At 54.1% G+C, this 19490-nt stretch carries 16 protein-coding genes; 8 read left to right on the plus strand and 8 right to left on the minus strand.

The window, feature by feature from the left end:
* Positions 1–5: 5 nt before the first annotated feature.
* Positions 6–632, plus strand: a complete 627-nt coding sequence (locus tag ACN0XZ_RS11120) for a thymidine kinase (protein ID WP_417457832.1) — start codon at positions 6–8, stop codon at positions 630–632.
* Positions 633–637: 5 nt separating this feature from the next.
* Here the strand turns inward: ACN0XZ_RS11120 and ACN0XZ_RS11125 are convergent, their stop codons facing one another.
* Complete coding sequence (locus ACN0XZ_RS11125) at positions 638–1354, minus strand: PepSY domain-containing protein (protein ID WP_417457833.1); 717 nt, start codon at positions 1352–1354, stop codon at positions 638–640.
* A gap of 383 nt (positions 1355–1737) precedes the next feature.
* Between ACN0XZ_RS11125 and ACN0XZ_RS11130 the strand changes: the two genes are divergently transcribed.
* A complete protein-coding gene (locus ACN0XZ_RS11130; RefSeq protein WP_417457834.1) occupies positions 1738–4620 on the plus strand; it encodes a TonB-dependent receptor domain-containing protein in 2883 nt (960 codons plus the stop codon).
* Positions 4621–4697: 77 nt separating this feature from the next.
* Here ACN0XZ_RS11130 and ACN0XZ_RS11135 read toward each other — a convergent pair whose 3' ends face one another.
* The 3 genes from ACN0XZ_RS11135 to ACN0XZ_RS11145 all read right to left on the minus strand — a co-directional run bounded on the left by ACN0XZ_RS11135 (position 4698) and on the right by ACN0XZ_RS11145 (position 7962).
* Positions 4698–6128, minus strand: a complete 1431-nt coding sequence (locus ACN0XZ_RS11135) for an aldehyde dehydrogenase family protein (protein WP_417457835.1) — start codon at positions 6126–6128, stop codon at positions 4698–4700.
* A 73-nt stretch (positions 6129–6201) separates the two neighbouring features.
* On the minus strand, positions 6202–7032 hold the full coding sequence (locus ACN0XZ_RS11140; protein WP_417457836.1) for an SDR family NAD(P)-dependent oxidoreductase: 831 nt from the start codon (positions 7030–7032) through the stop codon (positions 6202–6204).
* A gap of 12 nt (positions 7033–7044) precedes the next feature.
* Positions 7045–7962, minus strand: coding sequence for an alpha/beta hydrolase (locus tag ACN0XZ_RS11145; RefSeq protein ID WP_417457837.1), 918 nt, complete (start codon positions 7960–7962; stop codon positions 7045–7047).
* A 142-nt stretch (positions 7963–8104) separates the two neighbouring features.
* On the opposite strand from ACN0XZ_RS11145, the gene ACN0XZ_RS11150 reads away from it, so the two are divergent.
* Complete coding sequence (locus ACN0XZ_RS11150) at positions 8105–9883, plus strand: alkyl sulfatase dimerization domain-containing protein (protein WP_417457838.1); 1779 nt, start codon at positions 8105–8107, stop codon at positions 9881–9883.
* A gap of 112 nt (positions 9884–9995) precedes the next feature.
* A complete protein-coding gene (locus tag ACN0XZ_RS11155; protein ID WP_417457839.1) occupies positions 9996–10661 on the plus strand; it encodes a TetR/AcrR family transcriptional regulator in 666 nt (221 codons plus the stop codon).
* A 9-nt stretch (positions 10662–10670) separates the two neighbouring features.
* Here the strand turns inward: ACN0XZ_RS11155 and ACN0XZ_RS11160 are convergent, their stop codons facing one another.
* Positions 10671–12248 carry an EAL domain-containing protein gene (locus tag ACN0XZ_RS11160; protein WP_417457840.1) on the minus strand — a complete coding sequence of 526 codons (1578 nt, stop codon included), beginning with the start codon at positions 12246–12248 and terminating at the stop codon, positions 10671–10673.
* Between the two features lie 431 nt (positions 12249–12679).
* On the opposite strand from ACN0XZ_RS11160, the gene ACN0XZ_RS11165 reads away from it, so the two are divergent.
* Complete coding sequence (locus ACN0XZ_RS11165) at positions 12680–14530, plus strand: alkaline phosphatase D family protein (RefSeq protein WP_417457841.1); 1851 nt, start codon at positions 12680–12682, stop codon at positions 14528–14530.
* Between the two features lie 93 nt (positions 14531–14623).
* On the opposite strand, the gene ACN0XZ_RS11170 is transcribed toward ACN0XZ_RS11165, so the two are convergent.
* The 3 genes from ACN0XZ_RS11170 to ACN0XZ_RS11180 all read right to left on the minus strand — a co-directional run bounded on the left by ACN0XZ_RS11170 (position 14624) and on the right by ACN0XZ_RS11180 (position 16212).
* Positions 14624–15220, minus strand: a complete 597-nt coding sequence (locus ACN0XZ_RS11170) for a glutathione S-transferase family protein (RefSeq protein WP_417457842.1) — start codon at positions 15218–15220, stop codon at positions 14624–14626.
* 93 nt (positions 15221–15313) lie between these two features.
* Complete coding sequence (locus ACN0XZ_RS11175; protein ID WP_417457843.1) at positions 15314–15763, minus strand: VOC family protein; 450 nt, start codon at positions 15761–15763, stop codon at positions 15314–15316.
* Between the two features lie 23 nt (positions 15764–15786).
* Entirely contained in the window at positions 15787–16212 is a 426-nt protein-coding gene (locus ACN0XZ_RS11180) for a GFA family protein (protein WP_417457844.1), read from the minus strand.
* A gap of 335 nt (positions 16213–16547) precedes the next feature.
* On the opposite strand from ACN0XZ_RS11180, the gene ACN0XZ_RS11185 reads away from it, so the two are divergent.
* The 3 genes from ACN0XZ_RS11185 to ACN0XZ_RS11195 are packed head-to-tail and all read left to right on the plus strand — an operon-like array spanning position 16548 to position 19489.
* Positions 16548–17600 carry an efflux RND transporter periplasmic adaptor subunit gene (locus tag ACN0XZ_RS11185; RefSeq protein WP_417457845.1) on the plus strand — a complete coding sequence of 351 codons (1053 nt, stop codon included), beginning with the start codon at positions 16548–16550 and terminating at the stop codon, positions 17598–17600.
* Positions 17601–17636: 36 nt separating this feature from the next.
* A complete protein-coding gene (locus tag ACN0XZ_RS11190; RefSeq protein ID WP_417457846.1) occupies positions 17637–18332 on the plus strand; it encodes an ABC transporter ATP-binding protein in 696 nt (231 codons plus the stop codon).
* Positions 18329–19489: an ABC transporter permease gene (locus ACN0XZ_RS11195; RefSeq protein ID WP_417457847.1), complete on the plus strand. Its 1161-nt coding sequence runs from the start codon at positions 18329–18331 to the stop codon at positions 19487–19489. The genes ACN0XZ_RS11190 and ACN0XZ_RS11195 overlap by 4 nt, the downstream gene beginning before the upstream one ends.
* Position 19490 lies beyond the last annotated feature (1 nt).

Below are 19490 nucleotides of genomic sequence, written 5' to 3' on the forward strand. Positions count from 1 at the left end.
CGCGCATGGCCAAACTGTATTTTTATTATTCCGCAATGAACGCGGGTAAAACCACCACTCTCCTGCAATCCAGCTTCAACTATCAAGAGCGCGGCATGAACACAATGTTGTTCACGGCGTCCATTGATGACCGGTTTGGCGAGGCTGTCATTGCTTCCCGTATCGGCCTCAAAGCTGGCGCGCATCTATTCGACGCGAATATTGACCTTTTTGTCAAGATTGCAGATGCCCTGAAAACACGGCCTATTCATTGTATCCTTGTGGACGAAGCGCAGTTTCTTACCAAAGACCATGTATTCCAACTGGCGTCTGTCGCCGATGTGCTCAAGATACCGGTGCTTTGCTACGGCTTGCGGACTGATTTTCAGGCCAAGCTTTTTGAGGGCAGCAAATGGCTTCTGGCTATCGCGGATGAACTGCATGAGTTGAAGACCATCTGCAAATGCGGCTCAAAAGCCACCATGAACCTGAGGATAGACGCAGAGGGACGCGCAGTGAGCGAAGGGGCTTCTATCGAGATTGGCGGAAACGACAGATACATCGCCCTGTGCCGCAAACATTTCATGGAGAAGCTGAACGGCCCCGGCAAATTGCCGGAGCTCACGCCCACGACGCTCGACGCAGATGGGTAAGCTTATTATGGCCTCACGCTTTTCTTTGGTTTGAGGCCAAAATCCCGGCGGCCAAAACGGTAGATCAGAAGTGCCAGCCCTGAAAGCGCAAAGATGAAGGCCGTACCAGCCGCCACCATCACCAGCGGGTTGTTGAAGTTATCCCGCGTGTCATAGTCCATAATATGCAGCATCCAGAAGAAATCATAGAAGCGCCATACGTCGTTCCGACGCGCCACCACTCGCCCGCTTGACGGTGACACATAGATCAGCGTGCCCTCCTCGTCATGCATATCAACCTGCCAAACAGGTGTTTTGCCGCGGTAGTCATAAGGCGCAATGTCCAAAAGTGCCGCTGTGGGGACGCCAGCCTCACCTGCAAAATCCGCCTCGGCCACAGCAAGAGCAAGTGTTTCATCAAGTGGTGTAAGCTTCGCACCGCTCGCAATCGAATATAGGGCAGTGCTGCCGTCCGCAAAAGACACATCCGCCGCTGCCTCGCCCGCGATCAGACGGGTTCGGACCGACATAATGTCAGGATTACCAAGCGAAGACAGCAGCGACCCGAGTTTTTCTGCCTGAATTGGGCCAGGTTCCTGCACTGAAAGGTTGTGCTCGCCCCGAACCTCTTCAATGGGTATCCAGGTCATCACCACACCACCCAGCGTCCAGCACAAAAACTGAATACCGACGATTAAGCCGACCCATTTGTGAATTTTACTGACAAATTTATGTGCCCGCACGATTTTCGCCCCTCGTTGCTCAAAACATCCCCACTTCTTGGCTAGCATAGCAAGTCAGAAACGCAAGCTTTAAGACGGTTTTCAGCCATTCTGGCGTCAATTTCTCACTCTAAAATTCTCCCGAAATAAATTTCATCAATCGTTTAAAAATTTAATTATATCCTAGGCTTAGGTTATAAAACTGCGACATTATAGTCACAGTCTTATCTATTTGTTACATTTGTTACATAAGGCAAGCCTCTTAACACTCCCATTATGGTTAACCCGTCCGTCTCGGTCTTGGAACCTTTGTGTATTTTTAAGGTTTCGGGGAGGGACTAGGTTCTTCATTCGCGTGAAAACCACCGTCCCGCATGTGAAAAACCAACAGGGAGAATAAGGCAATGAAATCCAATTTCAGCCGAACAAAGAAAGTTCACCTGCTTGCCAGCTGTGCAGCAGTTGCTTTCGCTTATACAACTCCTACTTTAGCGCAGGACGCTGCTGTAGAAGAGTTTGAAGAGGTGGTGGTCACGGGTTCCCGTATCCGCCAAAACCCACTGGAAGCCCAAAACCCGGTGCAAATCCTATCCGCCGCTGACATTGATCAGTCTGGTCAGGTTTCTATTGCGGACTTCCTACAGCGCCTGCCAATCGCTGGCTCAGCAATCAACCGCACCAACAACTCGTCCGGTAACCTCGGCTTCCCGCCTGACGGCTCCGGTATTGGCGCAGGGGCGAGCCAGATCGACCTTCGTTACCTCACGGCCAAGCGTGTTCTTGTGCTTGTAGACGGCAAGCGTTGGGTTCGTGGCTCAAGCGCGTCGGGTGTATCCGGTGCGGTTGACCTCAACACGATCCCGACCGGTATCATCAAGTCGATTGAGGTCCTGCAAGACGGCGCCTCCACCATTTATGGTTCTGACGCTATCGCAGGCGTGGTCAACATCAAAACCCGTGACGACTTCGACGGCTTCAGCGCGAGCGCTTACTACGGCATGTTCGATGAAGGCGACGGCAAAACTCAGGAATATGATGTTTCCTGGGGTGCTTCTGGTGAGCGTGCCCGTATCCTTCTTGATATGAGCTACACCAAACAAGGCGCCGTGGAAGCTGCAGATCGTGAGCTAACCGCTTACGCGATCCCGTTTGAAAACCTTGGTGCATCGTCAGGCACGCCGCAGGGCCGCTTTGTGTTCAACAACGACTTTGGCTCCATCACACCAAACGACGGTGCTGGTGCTGTGCCAAACTTTGATCCAACCGACCCGACCGGTCCGAACTCGGACTATCATGCCTTCACCTTGGCAGACCGGTTCAACTACTCGCCATATAACAAAGTGATGACCCCAAGCGAGCGCATCAACATCTTTGCCAAAGCTGAGTATGACATCACCGAAACCATCAAGATGAAGACAACAGCGGCATACAACAATCGCCGTTCTGTTAGCCAGGCAGCACCTGAGCCACTCTTCTTCGGAACAGACGCAGGTGCCGGGTACTGGATGGATAACATCGTGATCCCGGAAGACCACCCCTATAACCCGTTTGGTATTGAGCTGAACCCAACGACCTTCGCATTTGGTGGTCGTCGTCCGATCGAAGCAGGCCCACGTGTCTTCACCCAAAATGTTGATACATGGTATGTGTCCAACACCATTGAGGGTGAAATTGAGTTCGCAGGTCGCAATTGGTACTGGGATGTGAACGGCACCTATTCACAAAGCCAGGCTAATCAGGTGAAAGACGGTGCGTTTAACGCCCGCAAGATCAGTGAAGCTCTTGGTGATCCTGCCATCTGTGCCGCGAACCCAAGCTGCGTGCCGCTCAACATCTTTGGTGGCCAGGGCCCGGACGGCACCGGCACCATTACCAAAGCCATGCTCGACTACATCACCTTCACGCAGAAGGATGAAAGCCGCCAGAAACTGGCTGACTTCTCCGCAAACGTGGCAGGTGAGCTGTTTGATATGCCTGCGGGCCCTCTCGGTATCGCGCTGGGTTGGGAATATCGTGAAGAGAAAGGCCGCTTTATCCCAGATAACGTGGTGTCTTCAGGTGAAACAGCTGGTGTACCGGCAAGCCCAACCGAAGGTCAGATCCACGTGAAGGAGTTCTACGGTGAGATCAACGCACCGCTCCTGAGCGATATGTCCTTCGCGAAATATGTCAACCTGAGCGCGGCGTTCCGTACGTCAGACTATAATACGTCCGGCAGCAATACGGTCTTCAAGCTGGGTATGGCATGGCAGGTGAACGATGACCTTACCTTCCGTGGTAACTGGTCTGAAGGTTTCCGCGCACCAAACATTGGGGAGCTTTATAACACTGGTTCACGCTTTGACAGCACGATCAGTGACCCCTGTAACTCAGGTGGCGGCAACACTCCACACGCAAACTGTGCAGCCCTTGGCGTGCCGGCTGATCTGGTGCAGATCAACCCGCAGATTAGCGTTACCACCGGGGGCAACCCGAACCTGACGCCTGAGACAGCAAAAACCTGGACTGCGGGCATGACCTTCAGCCCAACCGGCATGGCGGACGCAATGGGCCTGCAGGGCATCACCTTTGAGGCGAACTATTATGACATCGCCATGGAAAACGTGATCCAGGCACCAAACGCCTCTGAAGTGCTTTCCGGCTGTGTTGAAACACTGTCTGATGTCTTCTGTGATGCAGTAACCCGCACCGCAAACGGTCAGGTAACCCGCATTGACGGCATCCTCACCAACATCGCGGCGATTGACACCACAGGGATGGACTGGTCGATCTCTCTTGAGACCATGCCAGCCGATTGGGGCCAACTGCGCTTCAAGTGGGTGAACAGCCACCTCTTCAAGTTTGAAGAATCTGTTCCAAACGCAACTGGCGGCATTGACGTGGTTGAACGTGCAGGCACAGAGCTTGGCTCACCTGAGCGCGCTTATGTGAAGTATAAATCCTCACTCTTCATCGACTGGACCCGTGAAGAATGGACCGTGGGCGCCACGTTCCGTTATCTCGGCAGTGTTGACGAAGGCTGCGGCGGCGTGATTGGCGACTTTGGCTTCACCCAGTACTGCACGAACGGCGCTGACGGCAACACGCTTGGCAGCACCTTCTACACTGACATGCAGTTCACTTATCGTCCGGAAGCATGGGAAGGCGTGTCCTTTACGCTTGGTGTGCAGAACCTCCTGGATCAAGATCCACCACTTTGCACCACCTGTGACCTCAACAACTTTGATGGCACAATCCACGCAACACCGGGCCGCTTCTTCTATGGCCAAGTACAGTTCAAGATGTAATCTTGGGCTAACCCCAAAAACAGGAAAGGCGCCTCGCGGGGCGCCTTTTTCATTGAGATAAGATGGGGTTTAGTCGTTTAGCTGGCATTGTGCCCAAGGATAGACTTCACTTCCAGAAAGTCAGCAAAGGCATGATCGCCCCATTCCCGTCCGTTACCAGACTGCTTGTAGCCACCAAATGGCGCTGAGATATCACCGGCTGCGCCATTGATATACACCATGCCAGTGCGCATACGAGCGGCCACCCGCTGCGCCCGCACATGATCCTTGGACTGCACAGCCCCCGAAAGGCCGTAAAGGCTATCATTGGCTATACGCACCGCCTCGTCTTCATCCTCGTATCCGATGATCGAGAGCACAGGTCCAAATACTTCCTCGCGCGCGATGGTCATCTCAGGCTTAACATCCGCGAACACTGTGGGTTTCACGAAGAAACCCTCGGGGCAGCCGTCAGGCCTGCCCGGGCCACCCGCCACAAGGCGCGCCCCTTCGTCAATGCCGGTCTGGATCATCTCGCCCACCTTATGGAACTGCGCCTCGTGCGCGATTGGTCCCATGGTGGTTTCATCCTTGTTTGGGTCGCCGGTCACAACGGTTGAAACGGCTTGAGCTGCGATGGCTGCCGCTTCATCCATACGGCTATGGGGCACCAGCATGCGGGTAAGCGCCGTGCATGTTTGGCCTGTGTTGCGCATCACGCTTGCCGCTTCCCGCGCCACAACGGCCTCAAGATCTGCATCATCAAGCACGATATTGGCTGACTTGCCGCCAAGCTCCTGCGCCACACGTTTGATGGTTTTGGCGGCATTGGCCTGCACCGCGGCACCCATGCGGGTTGAACCGGTCACAGACATCATATCCACACCGGGATGACCAGAAAGCGCTTCACCCACTGACTGGCCTTCGCCGTAAACAAGGTTGTAAACACCTGCAGGCACACCAGCCGCATGCACAATTTCCGTGAAAAGCTGCGCACTATAGGGTGCCACTTCGCTTGGCTTCAGCACCATGGTGCAGCCGGTCGCAATTGCGGGCGCGACCTTGCAGGCGATCTGGTTGATCGGCCAGTTCCACGGTGTGATCATCCCCACGACGCCAATGGGTTCCTTGGCAATACGAGTGGGGCCACGATCTTCAAAGAAGCTATAATTCTTAAGTGCTTCAATCGCCGCCATCAGATGGCCAACACCTGCCGGCGCATGCGCGCGTGTGGCTAAAAACTTTGGGGCGCCCATCTCAAGCGTGATCACTTCCGCCATCTCAGCCATGCGCTTTTGATATTCAGCCACAAGATTTTGTAAAATCTCAAGCCTGTCTTCACGGCTGACAAACTGGAAAGTCTCAAACGCGGCTCTAGCCGCAGCTACAGCACGGTCTACGTCCGCAGCATTTCCCAGTACCATCTCGCCCGATTTTCTAGCTGTGGCAGGGTTGGTGATATCGCGCACGCTGAAGCTGCTCGCATCCACCCATTCGCCGCCGATATAATGTTTGTGAAGTGTGCGCATGCTGGCCTCCGTACGTGATAAGAACTTTCTCGCTAGATAGGGCTATCCCCACTTCAAAACAAGGGCGCTGTGGTCAAAACGGGCTTTTGCCTCGCCGCTTTTTCATCGCCTTTGAAAACATCTTTCGCCAGCGGTTTGGCATCCAGCGCTGAAACCTGTCTACCCGTTTGGCGTCGCCGCCCACCAGGATGCGGTACTGGCCACGGGCCACGCCATCAAGGATGATTTTTGCCGCCCCTTCCGGTGTGGTTTCCACCATGTCGTTGAAGCCTGCCTGCGCCTGCTCAGCACTGGTATCACCATCAATATTATGGAGGTGCTTACCGTTCCGTACGATATTGGTGTCAACACCGCCCGGGTGCACGCTGTGTATCTGCACGCCGGTATCCTCAAGCTCATAATAGAGAGATTCGTTAAACCCCTTGAGCGCGTGCTTCGCGGCGCAATAGGCCGACTGGCTGCCAACACCGATAAGCCCAAACAGGCTGGACACATTGATGATATGCCCTGCTCCGCGCGCGAGCATATCCGGCAGGAAAGCCTTGGTGCCGTATACCGGGCCGTAGAAATCCACGTTCATCACCCACTCAAGGTCTGCATAACTCATTTTATCAACGGTGTCCGACAGGGACACGCCTGCATTATTGAACACAGCGTCAATCGGCCCAAGCTTTGATGTTGCATCTTTCGCGGCATCTTCAACAGCCTCACGGTTGGAGACGTCTAGCTTCAACGTATGCACATTCACCTGATGCGCCTCAGCCATTTTTTTGCTTTCCGCAAGGCCGTTCTCGTTCACATCTGTCAGGTAAAGCGCCACACCGTCCCGCGCCAGCGCCAGCGCCAGCGCGCGACCAATGCCTGACGCTGCACCTGTGATGAAGGCGGTCTTAATATCGGCCATACATGCCCCCAATCAGTTACCAAAATGCCGGTTGAAAAATGTACCCATGTCCGCAATGGCCTTACGCCCTTCGGGAATAATGATGGCTGAGAAATGCCACACATGGTGCATCTTCCGCCACACATCGAGCTGCACCGTCACACCTTCTTCGCGCGCACGCGCTTCAAAACGCACGCTATCATCAAGAAGTATTTCGTCGGACCCGACTTGCACAAACACAGGCGGCAATCCCGCCTGCATTCCATAAAGCGGTGAACAGCGTGGGTCATCTGCCGGGATATCGCCCCGGTAGGCATCAGCGGCATAATGAATGCCGTCCGGGTCCAGCATCACCTCCTTGTCAGCGTTCCCGCGAATACTGTCGCCGGAGCCGGTCAGGTCAAGCCAGGGGGAAATAAGCGATATGGCTTTTGGTTGTACCCGCCCGCTATCACGGATGGCGTGGGCCGCAGCAAGGGTCAGCCCTCCACCCGCGCTGTCACCGGACATGACAACCGGGACGCCCGGGTGGTTTGCCATGATCCAGTCATACGCCCTTAGTGCGTCCTCTATCGGCGCAGGGCATTTGTGTTTTGGCGCGAGGTGGTAATCAAGCAGGAAAACCTTGGCATTCAAGGCTTTTGAAAGCCGCCAGCCAAACTCCCGATACGGCTTCGGTCCGCCCCACACATAGCCGCCACCATGCGAATAGAATAAAACACGGTCCTCACGCGCGCCTTTTGCCGTAATCCACTCACCCTGCACACCATCGGACGTGTTGACCTTCTCGATCTTGCATTTGCCTTTTGGCGGCCCTGGCAAGCGTTTTTCCATTGCCTTCAACGATTTGTCGAAATTCTCAAGCCGCACAGCATCTGGCGTACCCGGCGGCATCTTGGGCCGAAATGCGGCCTTGATTTTGCGGCGTACAAGCCACGCTTGAATAGACATTCCCTTCCCCCTTTTCAAAGCTTGTCAAACCAGCTCCGCTTGACAAGCCATCGCGTCGCCATATTAATGATGTTCATTAGATAGTCAATCGCGGTCAGTCATGGACGCAATTGCACTATGCTCCTTGGGGAAGGATGGGGAAATGAAGAATTACTTATATGTGCTCCTGAGCGCGGGCCTGATGCTATCGGCATGCGATGACAATGCCGAGAAGACCACCTACACAGATGAGTTCAGCGCGCCAGACTATCTGATCGAATTTGGCAAGATGTTTAAGGAGGGTGTGCAGAAAGTCTCTGACGCACCCGTATGGCTCTACACCAATATTGGTGGCGGCATCCCCAACACCGTGGTTATTGAGAGCGACAGCGGCCTCATCATCGTTGACACCACCCTCAAGTTTGAAGATGGCCAGAAAACGCTGGCCATGATCCGGGAACGTACGGACAAACCCGTCAAAGCTGTTATCTATACCCACCACCATAACGACCATGTTGGCGGCGCGAGCGCGTTTGTTTCCCCTGACGATGCAGCATCTGGCGCGGTACCGGTCATCGCAGCGGAAAACTTTGTGCGCGAGATGCAGGATGAAAATGCTGTCACCATCCAGATCATGGGCATGCGCGCGCTTTATATGTATGGCACGCTGTTGGGCAATGATGGTGACGGCAAGGACTATCTCGTTGGTCTAGGTGGTCGCATCAAACCCGGGACCATGGGATATGTAGAACCCAATACATTTGTGGACGGCAAACGCGAGATGATCATTGACGGTATCCGCATGGAACTGTTCCAGACAAGTGGCGAAGCTGCGTCTCATATCGCTGTATATTTGCCTGACTATGATGTCATGCTCTCAGGTGATGAGATACAAGGCCCCACCTTCCCCAACCTCCATAGCCTGAGGGGCACCAAACCCCGTGATGCCAATAAGTGGATCGACGCGATTGACACCATGCGCACCTACTCCCCCCGCGCGATGGTGCCGAGCCACGGGCCCATTGTGGAAGGCCAGCAAGAAGTCGAGCGCATTTTCCGTATATATCGAGATGCGATCCAGTGGACACATGACCAAGCCGTTCGGCTGATCAACCAGGGTTACACCCAAGAGGAACTGGCCGAGGCGCTGCCTGAATTGCCCGAACACCTGAGCATCACCCCATGGACGCGCGAGGTTTATGGCACCGTCAAGCATAGTGTGCGCAACTATTTCACCGGTTACATCAGTTGGTGGGATGGGGACCCCGCCACACTGAACCCCACACCACGGGTGGAGCGCGCGAAACGCATGATCGCCCTTATGGGGGGCCGCGACAGGGTGTTTGCGGAGGCTGAAAAAGCCGTGGCCGGGGGCGACCCGCAGTGGGCATCCGAACTTCTGACGCCGCTGATCCGTGTTGATCATGACGACAAGGCCGCAAGGGAACTGAAAGCCCGTGCACTCAAGCAAATCGGCTACGGCACGCTCAACACCAACTGGCGCGGCTTTTACCTGACAGGCGCTATGGAGCTCGAAGGTGATGTCGATAGCATTGCGATCCAGAACCGGTTGCGCACGCGCTTCAATGCGAGTGCGATCCCCAGCAAGCGTCTGCTTGAGTTGTTGCGCTATAAACTGGTGCCGGAAGACGCGGGCGACAAGCACCTGATCGTGACCTTCAACTTCCCTGATCGGGATGAAACATTCTCACTTGAACTCCGCAACCAGATTTTGGCCATTCACGATGGCCCACTGGAAAATGCAAACGCCACACTCACGCTGGACCGCACCACCTATGATGCCATGATCCGAGGCGAAACCAGTTTCGCCAAGGCGCTGCTTTCAGGGGATGCATCGCTCGACGGCAGCAAGCTGGATGTGCTCAGTTTCTTTGGGTCGTTTGATCTGGAAACAAAAGCGATCCCCCTTGTGGTTCGCTAAAGCGTGAAACATGTGAAAAGTCGCGTGAAACATAGAGCTTGCAATCATTAATGGAAATCATTAATGATTTTGGCAGGGATAAAAAATCTGGGACAAAATCTGGGAGAGACGGGTGGCCAAGAAAACAACCGGTGGCCCGGGCGATGGTAAAGCCAAACGGGCTGATGCCACACGTGCTGCGCTTATTGATGCGGCCGAGCGGCTCATTGCACAAAAAGGCCTCGCGCACGTATCAACGCGGGAAATACTACAAGAAGCAGGCCAGCGCAACCAATCCGCGCTACAGTACCACTTTGGTTCAAAAAACGGGCTGGTGCGCGCCACGATCAGTGAGCGCACGCATGAGATTGATGATCGTCGCCTCGAGCTGATGGATAGCTGGGTTCAGGAACCCACACTCCGCGAGGTGGTTGAAGCATTGATTCTGCCACTTGCGGAGCGCGCTGAAAGCGATGTGCGCGGCAGAAATTATCTCATCTTCCTTGGCCAGGCCATCACCCAGCCCGACTGGGACCTAAGGCGCGCCATTAAAGATTTTGAGATTACAGGACTTGAGCGGGCCTACCTGCATTATGACCGCCTGATGTCCCACCTGGATGATGATGAACGTATCATGCGGCAGGAAATTGCTTATGACGTCAGCGTGCTGACGCTCAAGCGCTGGTGCTTGCGGGATTGCCCAAAAAATGCGCGTGATGTCACCAACACCATTGCTGATTCAGCTGTTGCCATACTCGATGCAAAGTCGGAGTTCTGGAGTGGCAAGCGCGGCAGATAGCAGTAAGGCCTAACCCGCAGTAGCAGTTGGCGCCACAAGGAAATTAGGGCTGGGCTTCCCAAAGAAATAGCCTTGGCCATAATCCACGCCCATTTCACGCAGCAGGTTGGCGTGCTCCTGAGTTTCAACCCACTCACCAACGGTGACGATCTCAAGGTCTTTACACAAGGTGACCATGGACCGCAGGAAAGCTCTGTCTTCCTTGCTCGTCAATGCGTCCTTAATATAGGCGCCGTCAATTTTCAGCGCATCGACTTTGAGCTTTTTGAGATACTGGAAGCCCGCCGCACCGGCCCCAAAATCATCCAGATAGACCTTGAAGCCAATCCCACGGATTTCTTCGAGAACCTCGCCCAGAAGATCAAGATCATGAATCTTGGCGGACTCGGTAATCTCGAGGGAGAGATATTGTTTCAGATCTTTATTCCCCCGCAACAGCGACATCAACTCAAAGATAAAGCCCTGATTGGACAGGGAGCGGCCGGAAAGGTTCACAGCGATGCCAGGGGAACCACCCTTCTTTAGCATGCTTCTGATTTTCGCGATCGCCAGATTAACCACCGCATAGTCAAACTCGTCAATGAGGCCAATGTCCTCCGCGAAACGGATCATCTCCCACTGGGTTTTAATGATGGGAGGTAGCTCAAACCGAGTGAGTGCTTCAAAGTGGTGGGTTGTCGCTTTTTTGAGGTCAACGATGGGCTGGAACACAAGGGAGAAGCGCCCTTCATCCAACACCTCCCGGAAGGCACGCACTCGCTCGGCTGTTTCACCAATCAGGGTGCTGCAATTCTTCTGAATCTGGTCGACAGCAAAACCTTCATTGCCTGCCGCAAAGCTCTGAAGACTGAAAATCAAAGCCTTCATGCTGTCGGTTTCGCTTAGCGTCGCTTCGGCGGCATCGATGGTGGCACCCTTCAACGTGACCCCGGTTGCACGGGCAAGCTCGGCGGCGATATCAGCGGCTTCTTTTTTCGGAGTGGTTTTATCGTGCACCACCGCGAACTTGTCATCCGCGATTTGTGTGGCATGCGCACCACCTACGGAAAAAGACTGCAGGTAACGTTCGATATCAAGGCGCTTTTCATCGTCCATCTGCTGGCCAGCAGACGCTTCCAGCACCGTCACCAGCATGTTTTCAGCGGCATCCGGGTTGCCTTCAAACAAGCCTTCAAGGCGGTTGAAGAACTCACGCTTTTTGTCTTCTGTTTTTTGCGCAGGTGCGTTTTTACTATCGCTTTTACCAAGCCGGTAAGGCTTGGAGAGGACCATATAGATCCGATCGCTAGCTGTGGGAAGCTTGGCGAGAAAAACAGCGAACTCAGATTTTGCCAGCCCCTCCTGCCCGACAGAAATTACAAAGGGGCCAAGCCGGTTCGCGCCTGTCAGCATCTTGACCGAGCTCTCTATCAAGCCCCGCCCGCTTTCAGTTAACAGGTCCAGAAAGCTCTGTTCACGATTAACTGCACCCAACGTGTTTTTGATGGCTCCGTCTGCGCTAATGATATGAAAATCCATATCAAGCTCGAGAAGCACGTCTCCAACACAAAATGCATACCCCAGGAATCTGTCTGGTACCTTGCTCATATCCGCTCACAATAGCTTCCCCGTAGCACCCAAGCTTGTCCATCGGATGCTACGCCCCTTCTGCTATTTGGCATGGATTAGGTTATCAAATCGTAAAATGATATCTAATAATCCGCCCCTTCGTGTGATTTTAATCACAAGCATGAAGCATTGCAAAGCCCTATTATATATAGTCTTTTTATCAACTGGAGTAAGATACCGCCTGTGATAGAAACCTATGGTACAGAAAAAACCACCATCCCCTGCATGCCGATCGCTTTCACCACAATGTCAAATAGGCAAGCTAAAGGAAAAAGCGGTACCAAGCGGAGGCCTTGCCAAAATCGCCCACAAGTGGCACGCTTTCGCCTCTTATTGATGGAATTATCAGTATAAAGACAGTGCTCACACGGCCTCACCTTGGCGTCTGCTGCACCTTCAGGGGGAACTCTATGTTTGACCGCAAATTTTCCACCACCCGCCGCACTTTTATGGGCACTGTTGGCGCCAGTTTAGGCGCACTATCACTGCGCGGGCATGCCGCAGAAGGTGATGCCAGTGTGCATTTCACCCATGGTGTGGCGAGCGGTGACCCGCTGGCAAACAGTGTGATTTTATGGACCCGCGCCTTGCCGGGCGACGGTGTCGCTAAAAACCTGTCGCTCAAATGGCAGGTTGCCAAGGACGAAGCCTTTGGCAACATCATCTCTGAAGGAGAAACCTCCGCCCTTGTCGCACGGGATCATATCGCCAAGGTCGATGCTGGCGGGCTGGAGCCAGGTGAGCGCTATTTCTATCGTTTCATCAGCGACGACGGCACCTTAAGCCCCATAGGTCGCACCTGCACCCTGCCGCGCGAAGGTGTGGCAAGCGTGCGGTTTGGCGTGGTTTCATGCTCCAACTATCCGCAAGGCTACTTCAACGTCTATAAGGCGCTTGCTGAGCGGGATGTGGACGCTGTCCTCCATCTTGGGGACTATATTTATGAGTATCCGGAAGGGGTATACTCCAACACTGAGGCGGTCGAGAAAGGCCGCGTGGTCAAGCCAAAACATGAACTGATCGCTCTTGAAGATTACCGTGAACGGTATGGCCTCTACCGCTCAGACCCTGACCTGCAAGCCGTGCACGCGGCGCACCCTTTCATCTGTGTTTGGGACGACCATGAGATTGCGAACAATAGCTGGAAGGATGGTGCAGAAAACCACAATGAGGGCGAAGGCGAGTATGCCGTGCGCAAGGCAGCCGCTATTCGCGCCTATCATGAATGGCTTCCTATCCGCGACCGGGTGAAGGGTGGCGCGGGCCCCATCTACCGTAGCTTCAACTATGGCAGCATAGCCTCGCTCATCATGCTCGATACCCGCATTGAAGGGCGCGACAAACAATTGTCATATGAGACTGACCTGCCTTACCGCACCCTGCCCTTTGATATGCGCGATGAAGCAAACCCCATAGCACTCCTGAGTGCTGAAGCCGTGGCAGATGTGCCAAAAGAGGCCATCCAGCATTTCCCGGTGCCCTTTGACCTGCGCGGTGAAAAACCTGTCCCGATGACAGACCTGGCTGAGATCAACAAGCTGGACCCCAAGGCGCTGCCGCAAGGTTTCAGTTATCTGCCTGATGGTGATAAATTCAAAAAGGACATCCTCGGCGCCAGATCCCGCACCATTTTGGGCAAAATGCAGGAAGACTGGCTGGCGGCAGTACTAAAGCGTTCAAAGTCCCAAAACATTCCGTGGCAGGTTCTAGGCCAGCAACTTCTGGTCGGCAAGGTCACCATGCCGATGCTACAGGACGAGGATCTTGACTTCAGCAAACCCACATACATCAGCAAAGAGCGTTTCAAGGCCGCACAAATGCTGGCGCAGATGGGCCTGCCCTTTAACCTTGATTTCTGGGACGGCTACCCCGCCTGCCGCGACCGCGTGTTTGACGATATCAAGGACAACGCAAAAAATGTCATTTTCCTCGCGGGTGACACCCATAATGCGTGGGCGTTTAACCTTCAGGACAAAGATGGTGACGCGGTCGCTATTGAGCTTGGCACACCGAGCGTCAGCTCCCCAGGGCTTGAGACTTATATCCCGGCTGAACCTCAGGTGGTTGAAGCGGCGCTCAGGAAATCAAGCCCTGAGCTCGCCTATCTCGACAGCACCCATAGGGGATGGCTTGAGCTAACGTTGAACCGGGAAGAAGCTGTCGCCAACTGGTTTTACGTGTCGACGGTGTTGGAAAAAGAATTTGAGGTTACCAGTGGCCCCACAATGAGGACCAAGGTTGGCAGCCATACAGTTGCCTGACATGCCCAGCGGAGGTGCCCGGTGATTTTTGGGCCGGACACCTCCACAGGGCTATAGCACGACGACCGCCGGTGGGCTGGTTTCAAATATGGCTTAATGCCAGGAAGGGTCATGGCTCTCTCGATATGCGGGGCGATCTTTGATGCGCCGCACATAGGCTGAGACTTTTGCGCTCGGTGCCTCCAGCCACCCAAATTGCACGGCAAAGTCCAAAAACCCACCAAACACAACATCGGCGGCGGTGAAGCTGTCCCCCAGGGCCCAGTCTGCTTCAGGTGTCATCGCGTCAATGGTTGCAAGGCAGCGTTCCATGTCACCAAAGCCTACTGATTGCGCGGGGTAGTCATCTACTCCCAGCGATCTGATGGTGAACATTGGCTCAAGGGTGGTACCGGGGACAAAGAGATACCTGTAATATTCGCCTCGTGCCGCAGAGCCCGGCTCGGGCGCAAGGCCCTTCTCAGGAAACTTGTCAGCAAGATAGGAGCATATTGCTGCGGCCTCAGTAACCACCACCTCACCATCCACCAGCACAGGGACCTTTCCCATAGGATTGATGGCACGATACTCAGGTGTGGCCGTTTCGCCTTTCAGATAATCTAGCGTAATCTGTTCATGATCGACGCCAAGCTCAAGAAGCATCCAATGCGTGGTCACCGCCCGGCTCATGGGATTATAATAATGTTTCATGACAAACCTCTCTATAAGTGAGGTTCATTCCTACAGGTGCCCACCGACAAAAACTGTCAGGAGTGTTTTACGCCTTCAAACAATGCCCGCTCCCTAAGGGGCCGCCGTGCCAATTTCCTGCGCGAGGCCGATAAGGATTCCTTCAGGCCCACGAATGTAACACAGGCGATAGATATCCGCGTAGTCGACCACCTTTTCCACAAGTTCAGCGCCCAGCGGATATAACCGGGCAAGCGTTTCATCAAGGTCTTCAACCGTGAACATAACCCTGAGATAACCAAGAGCGTTCACGGGCGCGCGGCGATGGTCAGCCACAATAGGTGGTGCCGCAAACCGTGAAAGCTCCAGCCTGCTATGGCCATCGGGGGTCACCATCATGGCTATTTCACAGCGCATGGCCTTGAGGCCCGTAACACCTTCGGCCCAGTCGCCTTCAACAGTCGTGCGTCCTTCCAAAGAAAGGCCAAGCTCCGCAAAGAAGGCAATCACGGCATCCATGTCTTCAACCACGATGCCAATATTATCCATTCGTTTTACTGTCATGCCGTCCTCATCTGCCCGTCCATCTACAACTCGTCAAACTGCGGTAAGTCGTCCGTGATCGTGTGCCACGGTGCTTTTGAGCCCACATAGATATGCTGTGTTGGTTTCAATGAGGGTTCATCCATCAAAGAGCCAAGACTGACATGTATATACTCACCCTCTCGCACCACGGAAAAGAGAAACGAGCCACATGTCCCGCAGCGGACATCGTGGTTCATCTCGTCTCCATATGTAAGCAAACGGTCCGTCCCTTTGGTGACGGAAAGGGCGTCGCGCCTGATACCTGCCATAGCCTTGTAGGCAGAGCCAGTGGCCCGGCGGCACTGGCTGCAATGGCAGTTAAAGGCATACTCAAAAGCATCCTCAACCTCATAGGCCACCGCCTCACACAAGCATTGCCCGGCCAGTCGCCTATTAGCCGCACCGGCACCCGCATCATTTTTCGTCATACCCCCCTCACTGTTCTTGCTTTCATTCAGGGAGGATGCTGCCTCATGAGGCAGCCTTCGGCAACTACCTCAGACGTTAACGGCCATACATGCCCGGTAAATTCTTGGGCAATCTTGCAATCCCCTCTTGAAATACGGATAAAATCTCTTACTTTGTTTTTCAAAGTACTTTAACAAAAATTATCAAGTGCGCTCATGGTTAATATTGTATGAACAAACCAACTTCCCATATGGGAATAAGGGCATCTAGGTTAGTATTTCCGCCACCAAACGGCGGTATATGGGTCACATAAGCGCCAATAAGGCCAGCAAGGTGACCAGCGACAGGGGGACATATGAACGATAAAAGCGAATTACTCAGCCAGTTGAAGATCGACCGCTCTGCGGCACCCGCAAAATCGGGCACCTCGCCAGCAATCTATCTTGCAGCAGGTGTGGTGGTGGCTCTCCTGGGCCTTGGCGGCGGTTACTATATGACCAGCGCTGGCGACATGAGCGAAGACACGGGGACAAGCACAGAGGTTGCGACCAGCGCTCGTTCGAGCGAAACAACAGCAAGTTCGGAAGCTTCAACAACAACACAACCTGCGCCGCGCGCCATACCAGCGTCTGACAGTATCCTGAACGCTTCCGGCTATATCACAGCCCGCCGCATGGCCACTGTGTCTGCGGAAGTGATGGGTCTGATCACCGACGTTGCCGTTGAAGAAGGCATGACGGTAAGCGAAGGTCAGATTCTCGCCAAGCTCGACGATACCTTGCCGTCAGTTGACCTGCGCCTCGCGGAAGCGCAGGTGCATGTACTGGAGGCACGGCAAAAAAGCGCAGAAGCCAATCTGGCGGAGGCCAAGCGGGTGCTCAAACGCGCGTCCGAGTTGAAAACAAATGATTTCTCGTCTGAAGCGAGCGTTTCCCGCGCACAGGCCGAGGTGGATAGCCTCACGGCCTCAATCACCGGGATCGAGGCAGACATCGAAGTGGCAAAACTTGGTGCGCAGCGTCAACGTGAACGGCTGGCAGACCACACCATCCGTGCACCATTTGATGGCGTCGTAACCGTGAAAAACGCACAGCCGGGTGAGATCGTTTCACCAAGCTCCGCGGGAGGTGGTTTCACGCGCACAGGTATCTGCACCATCGTTGACATGACTTCACTTGAGATCGAGGTAGACGTAAACGAAGCCTATATTGGCCGCGTGTTTCAGGGCCAGAAGGTGGAAGCCCAGCTGGACGCTTACCCAGACTGGAAAATCCCCGCGTCGGTGATTGCTATCATCCCGACCGCGGACCGCGCCAAAGCCACCGTGCGGGTGCGCATCAGCATCGATACGGAGGACACCCGTATCCTGCCGGACATGGGCGTCAAAGTTGCGTTCATGAAAGCCTAACAACACATCAAAACCCATAGACAGGGGGACATGACTATGAGTGACGACATTCTTTTTGACCTGAAATCGGTTGGTAAGGGCTTTACGCGAGGTAAAGAATCCATCCAGATTTTTGACGGCCTTAACATGCAAATCAAGCAGGGTGATTTCCTTGCTATCATGGGGCCGTCTGGTTCAGGCAAAACCACCCTTCTCAATATGCTGGGCGGGGTTGACCAGCCGACATCGGGTGAGGTCTGGTTTGACGGCAGCCGTGTTGATACACTTTCAGAGGGGCAGCTAGCCAACTGGCGCGCCAACAACATCGGCTTCATTTTCCAGTTTTATAACCTGATGCCCATGCTGACAGCCGCACGCAATGTTGAGCTGCCGCTTCTGCTCACCAACCTAAGCAAAAAAGAGCGCAAACAAAGTGTTGCCACCGCGCTTGAACTTGTGGGCCTTGCTGACCGCGCAGGCCATATGCCGAACCAGATGTCCGGTGGTCAGCAACAGCGCGTCGCCATCGCGCGCGCGATTGTCGCCGACCCCAAACTGATGCTGTGTGACGAACCCACAGGTGACCTTGACCGCCACACCGCTGACGAAATCCTGGAGATGCTGCAGCTTCTCAACGAAAAATTCGGTAAAACCATCGTGATGGTGACGCACGACCCGGCCGCCGCCAAATACGCCAAACGCACGCTGCATCTTGATAAAGGGGAATTCGTTGAGAAGGACCTGGCGGCATGAGCGACCTATACCTTGTCTTTAAAAACCTGACGCGGAAGCCGCTCAGGTTTTTCCTCACCGTGTTTTCCATATTCATTGCGTTTATGATTTATGGAACGCTCACAGCCTTTGAAACCGCCTTCAATGCGGGCGTTGAACTGTCTGCCGATGACCGTTTGGTCTCGGTGAACAAAATCAACTTCACGCAGCCCCTGCCTATCTCCTATGTGCGGCGGGTGCAGGCGGTTGAAGGCATTGAAGCCGTTGTTCACATGAACTGGTTTGGCGGCTACTACCAAGACCCGCAAAAGCAGGTGCTTACCTTCGCCGTTGATCAGGAAAACCTGATGAATGTATATGGCGACGACCTTGTCATTGAGCAAGAACAGCTTGAAAGCTGGACACGCAACCGCCAGGGCGTCCTTGTGGGCCGGGCTGTCGCTGACCTGCACGGCTGGAAGCTCGGGGACCGTATTCCGCTCAATTCCAACATCTTCTCCCAGCATGACGGTTCAACCGTATGGCAGTTCGACATTGAAGGCATCTACACGGGCCACGACCCACAGGTGGATACCAACAGCGTTTATATTCACTATGAATATTTCAATGAAACCCAGTCGTTCGGTGGTGACATGATCGGTTGGATGGGGATCAAAACCGAAGACCCCAAGTTGAATGAGCAGGTCATCAAGGAAATTGACGATATGTTCGCCAATTCACCCTTTGAGACCGAAACCGTGCCAGAAAAGGTTTTCAACAAGGGCTTCCTTGAGCAGCTTGGAAACATCAGCCTGATCATTGGCTCTGTTGTGTTCATGGCCTTCTTTATCATTCTGGTGATTGTGGGCTTCTCGATGGTGCTTTCCATTCGGGAACGCACGGGCGAGATCGGTGTGATGAAAACCCTTGGTTTCCAATCAAGTCGCATCTTCAAGATGGTCTTGATGGAATCCATGCTGCTGGTGTTCATCGGCGGCCTTCTCGGGCTTTGGGTAGCAACAGGCATTCTCGGCTTCCTCAACAACCTGCCGCAGTTCCCTGTGCCGGACATCATCCTGAAACCAAACCTCCTCATGCAGGCGGTTGGCATCATGGTGTTCCTTGGTTTTGTCACCGGAATTATCCCGGCGGTCAATGCCCTCAGGCTCAACATCATCACAGCGCTTAGCAGGCACTAGG

It is taken from the genome of Kordiimonas sp., from assembly GCF_048264555.1.
In the GTDB taxonomy this organism is placed as follows: Bacteria; Pseudomonadota; Alphaproteobacteria; order Sphingomonadales; family Kordiimonadaceae; genus Kordiimonas.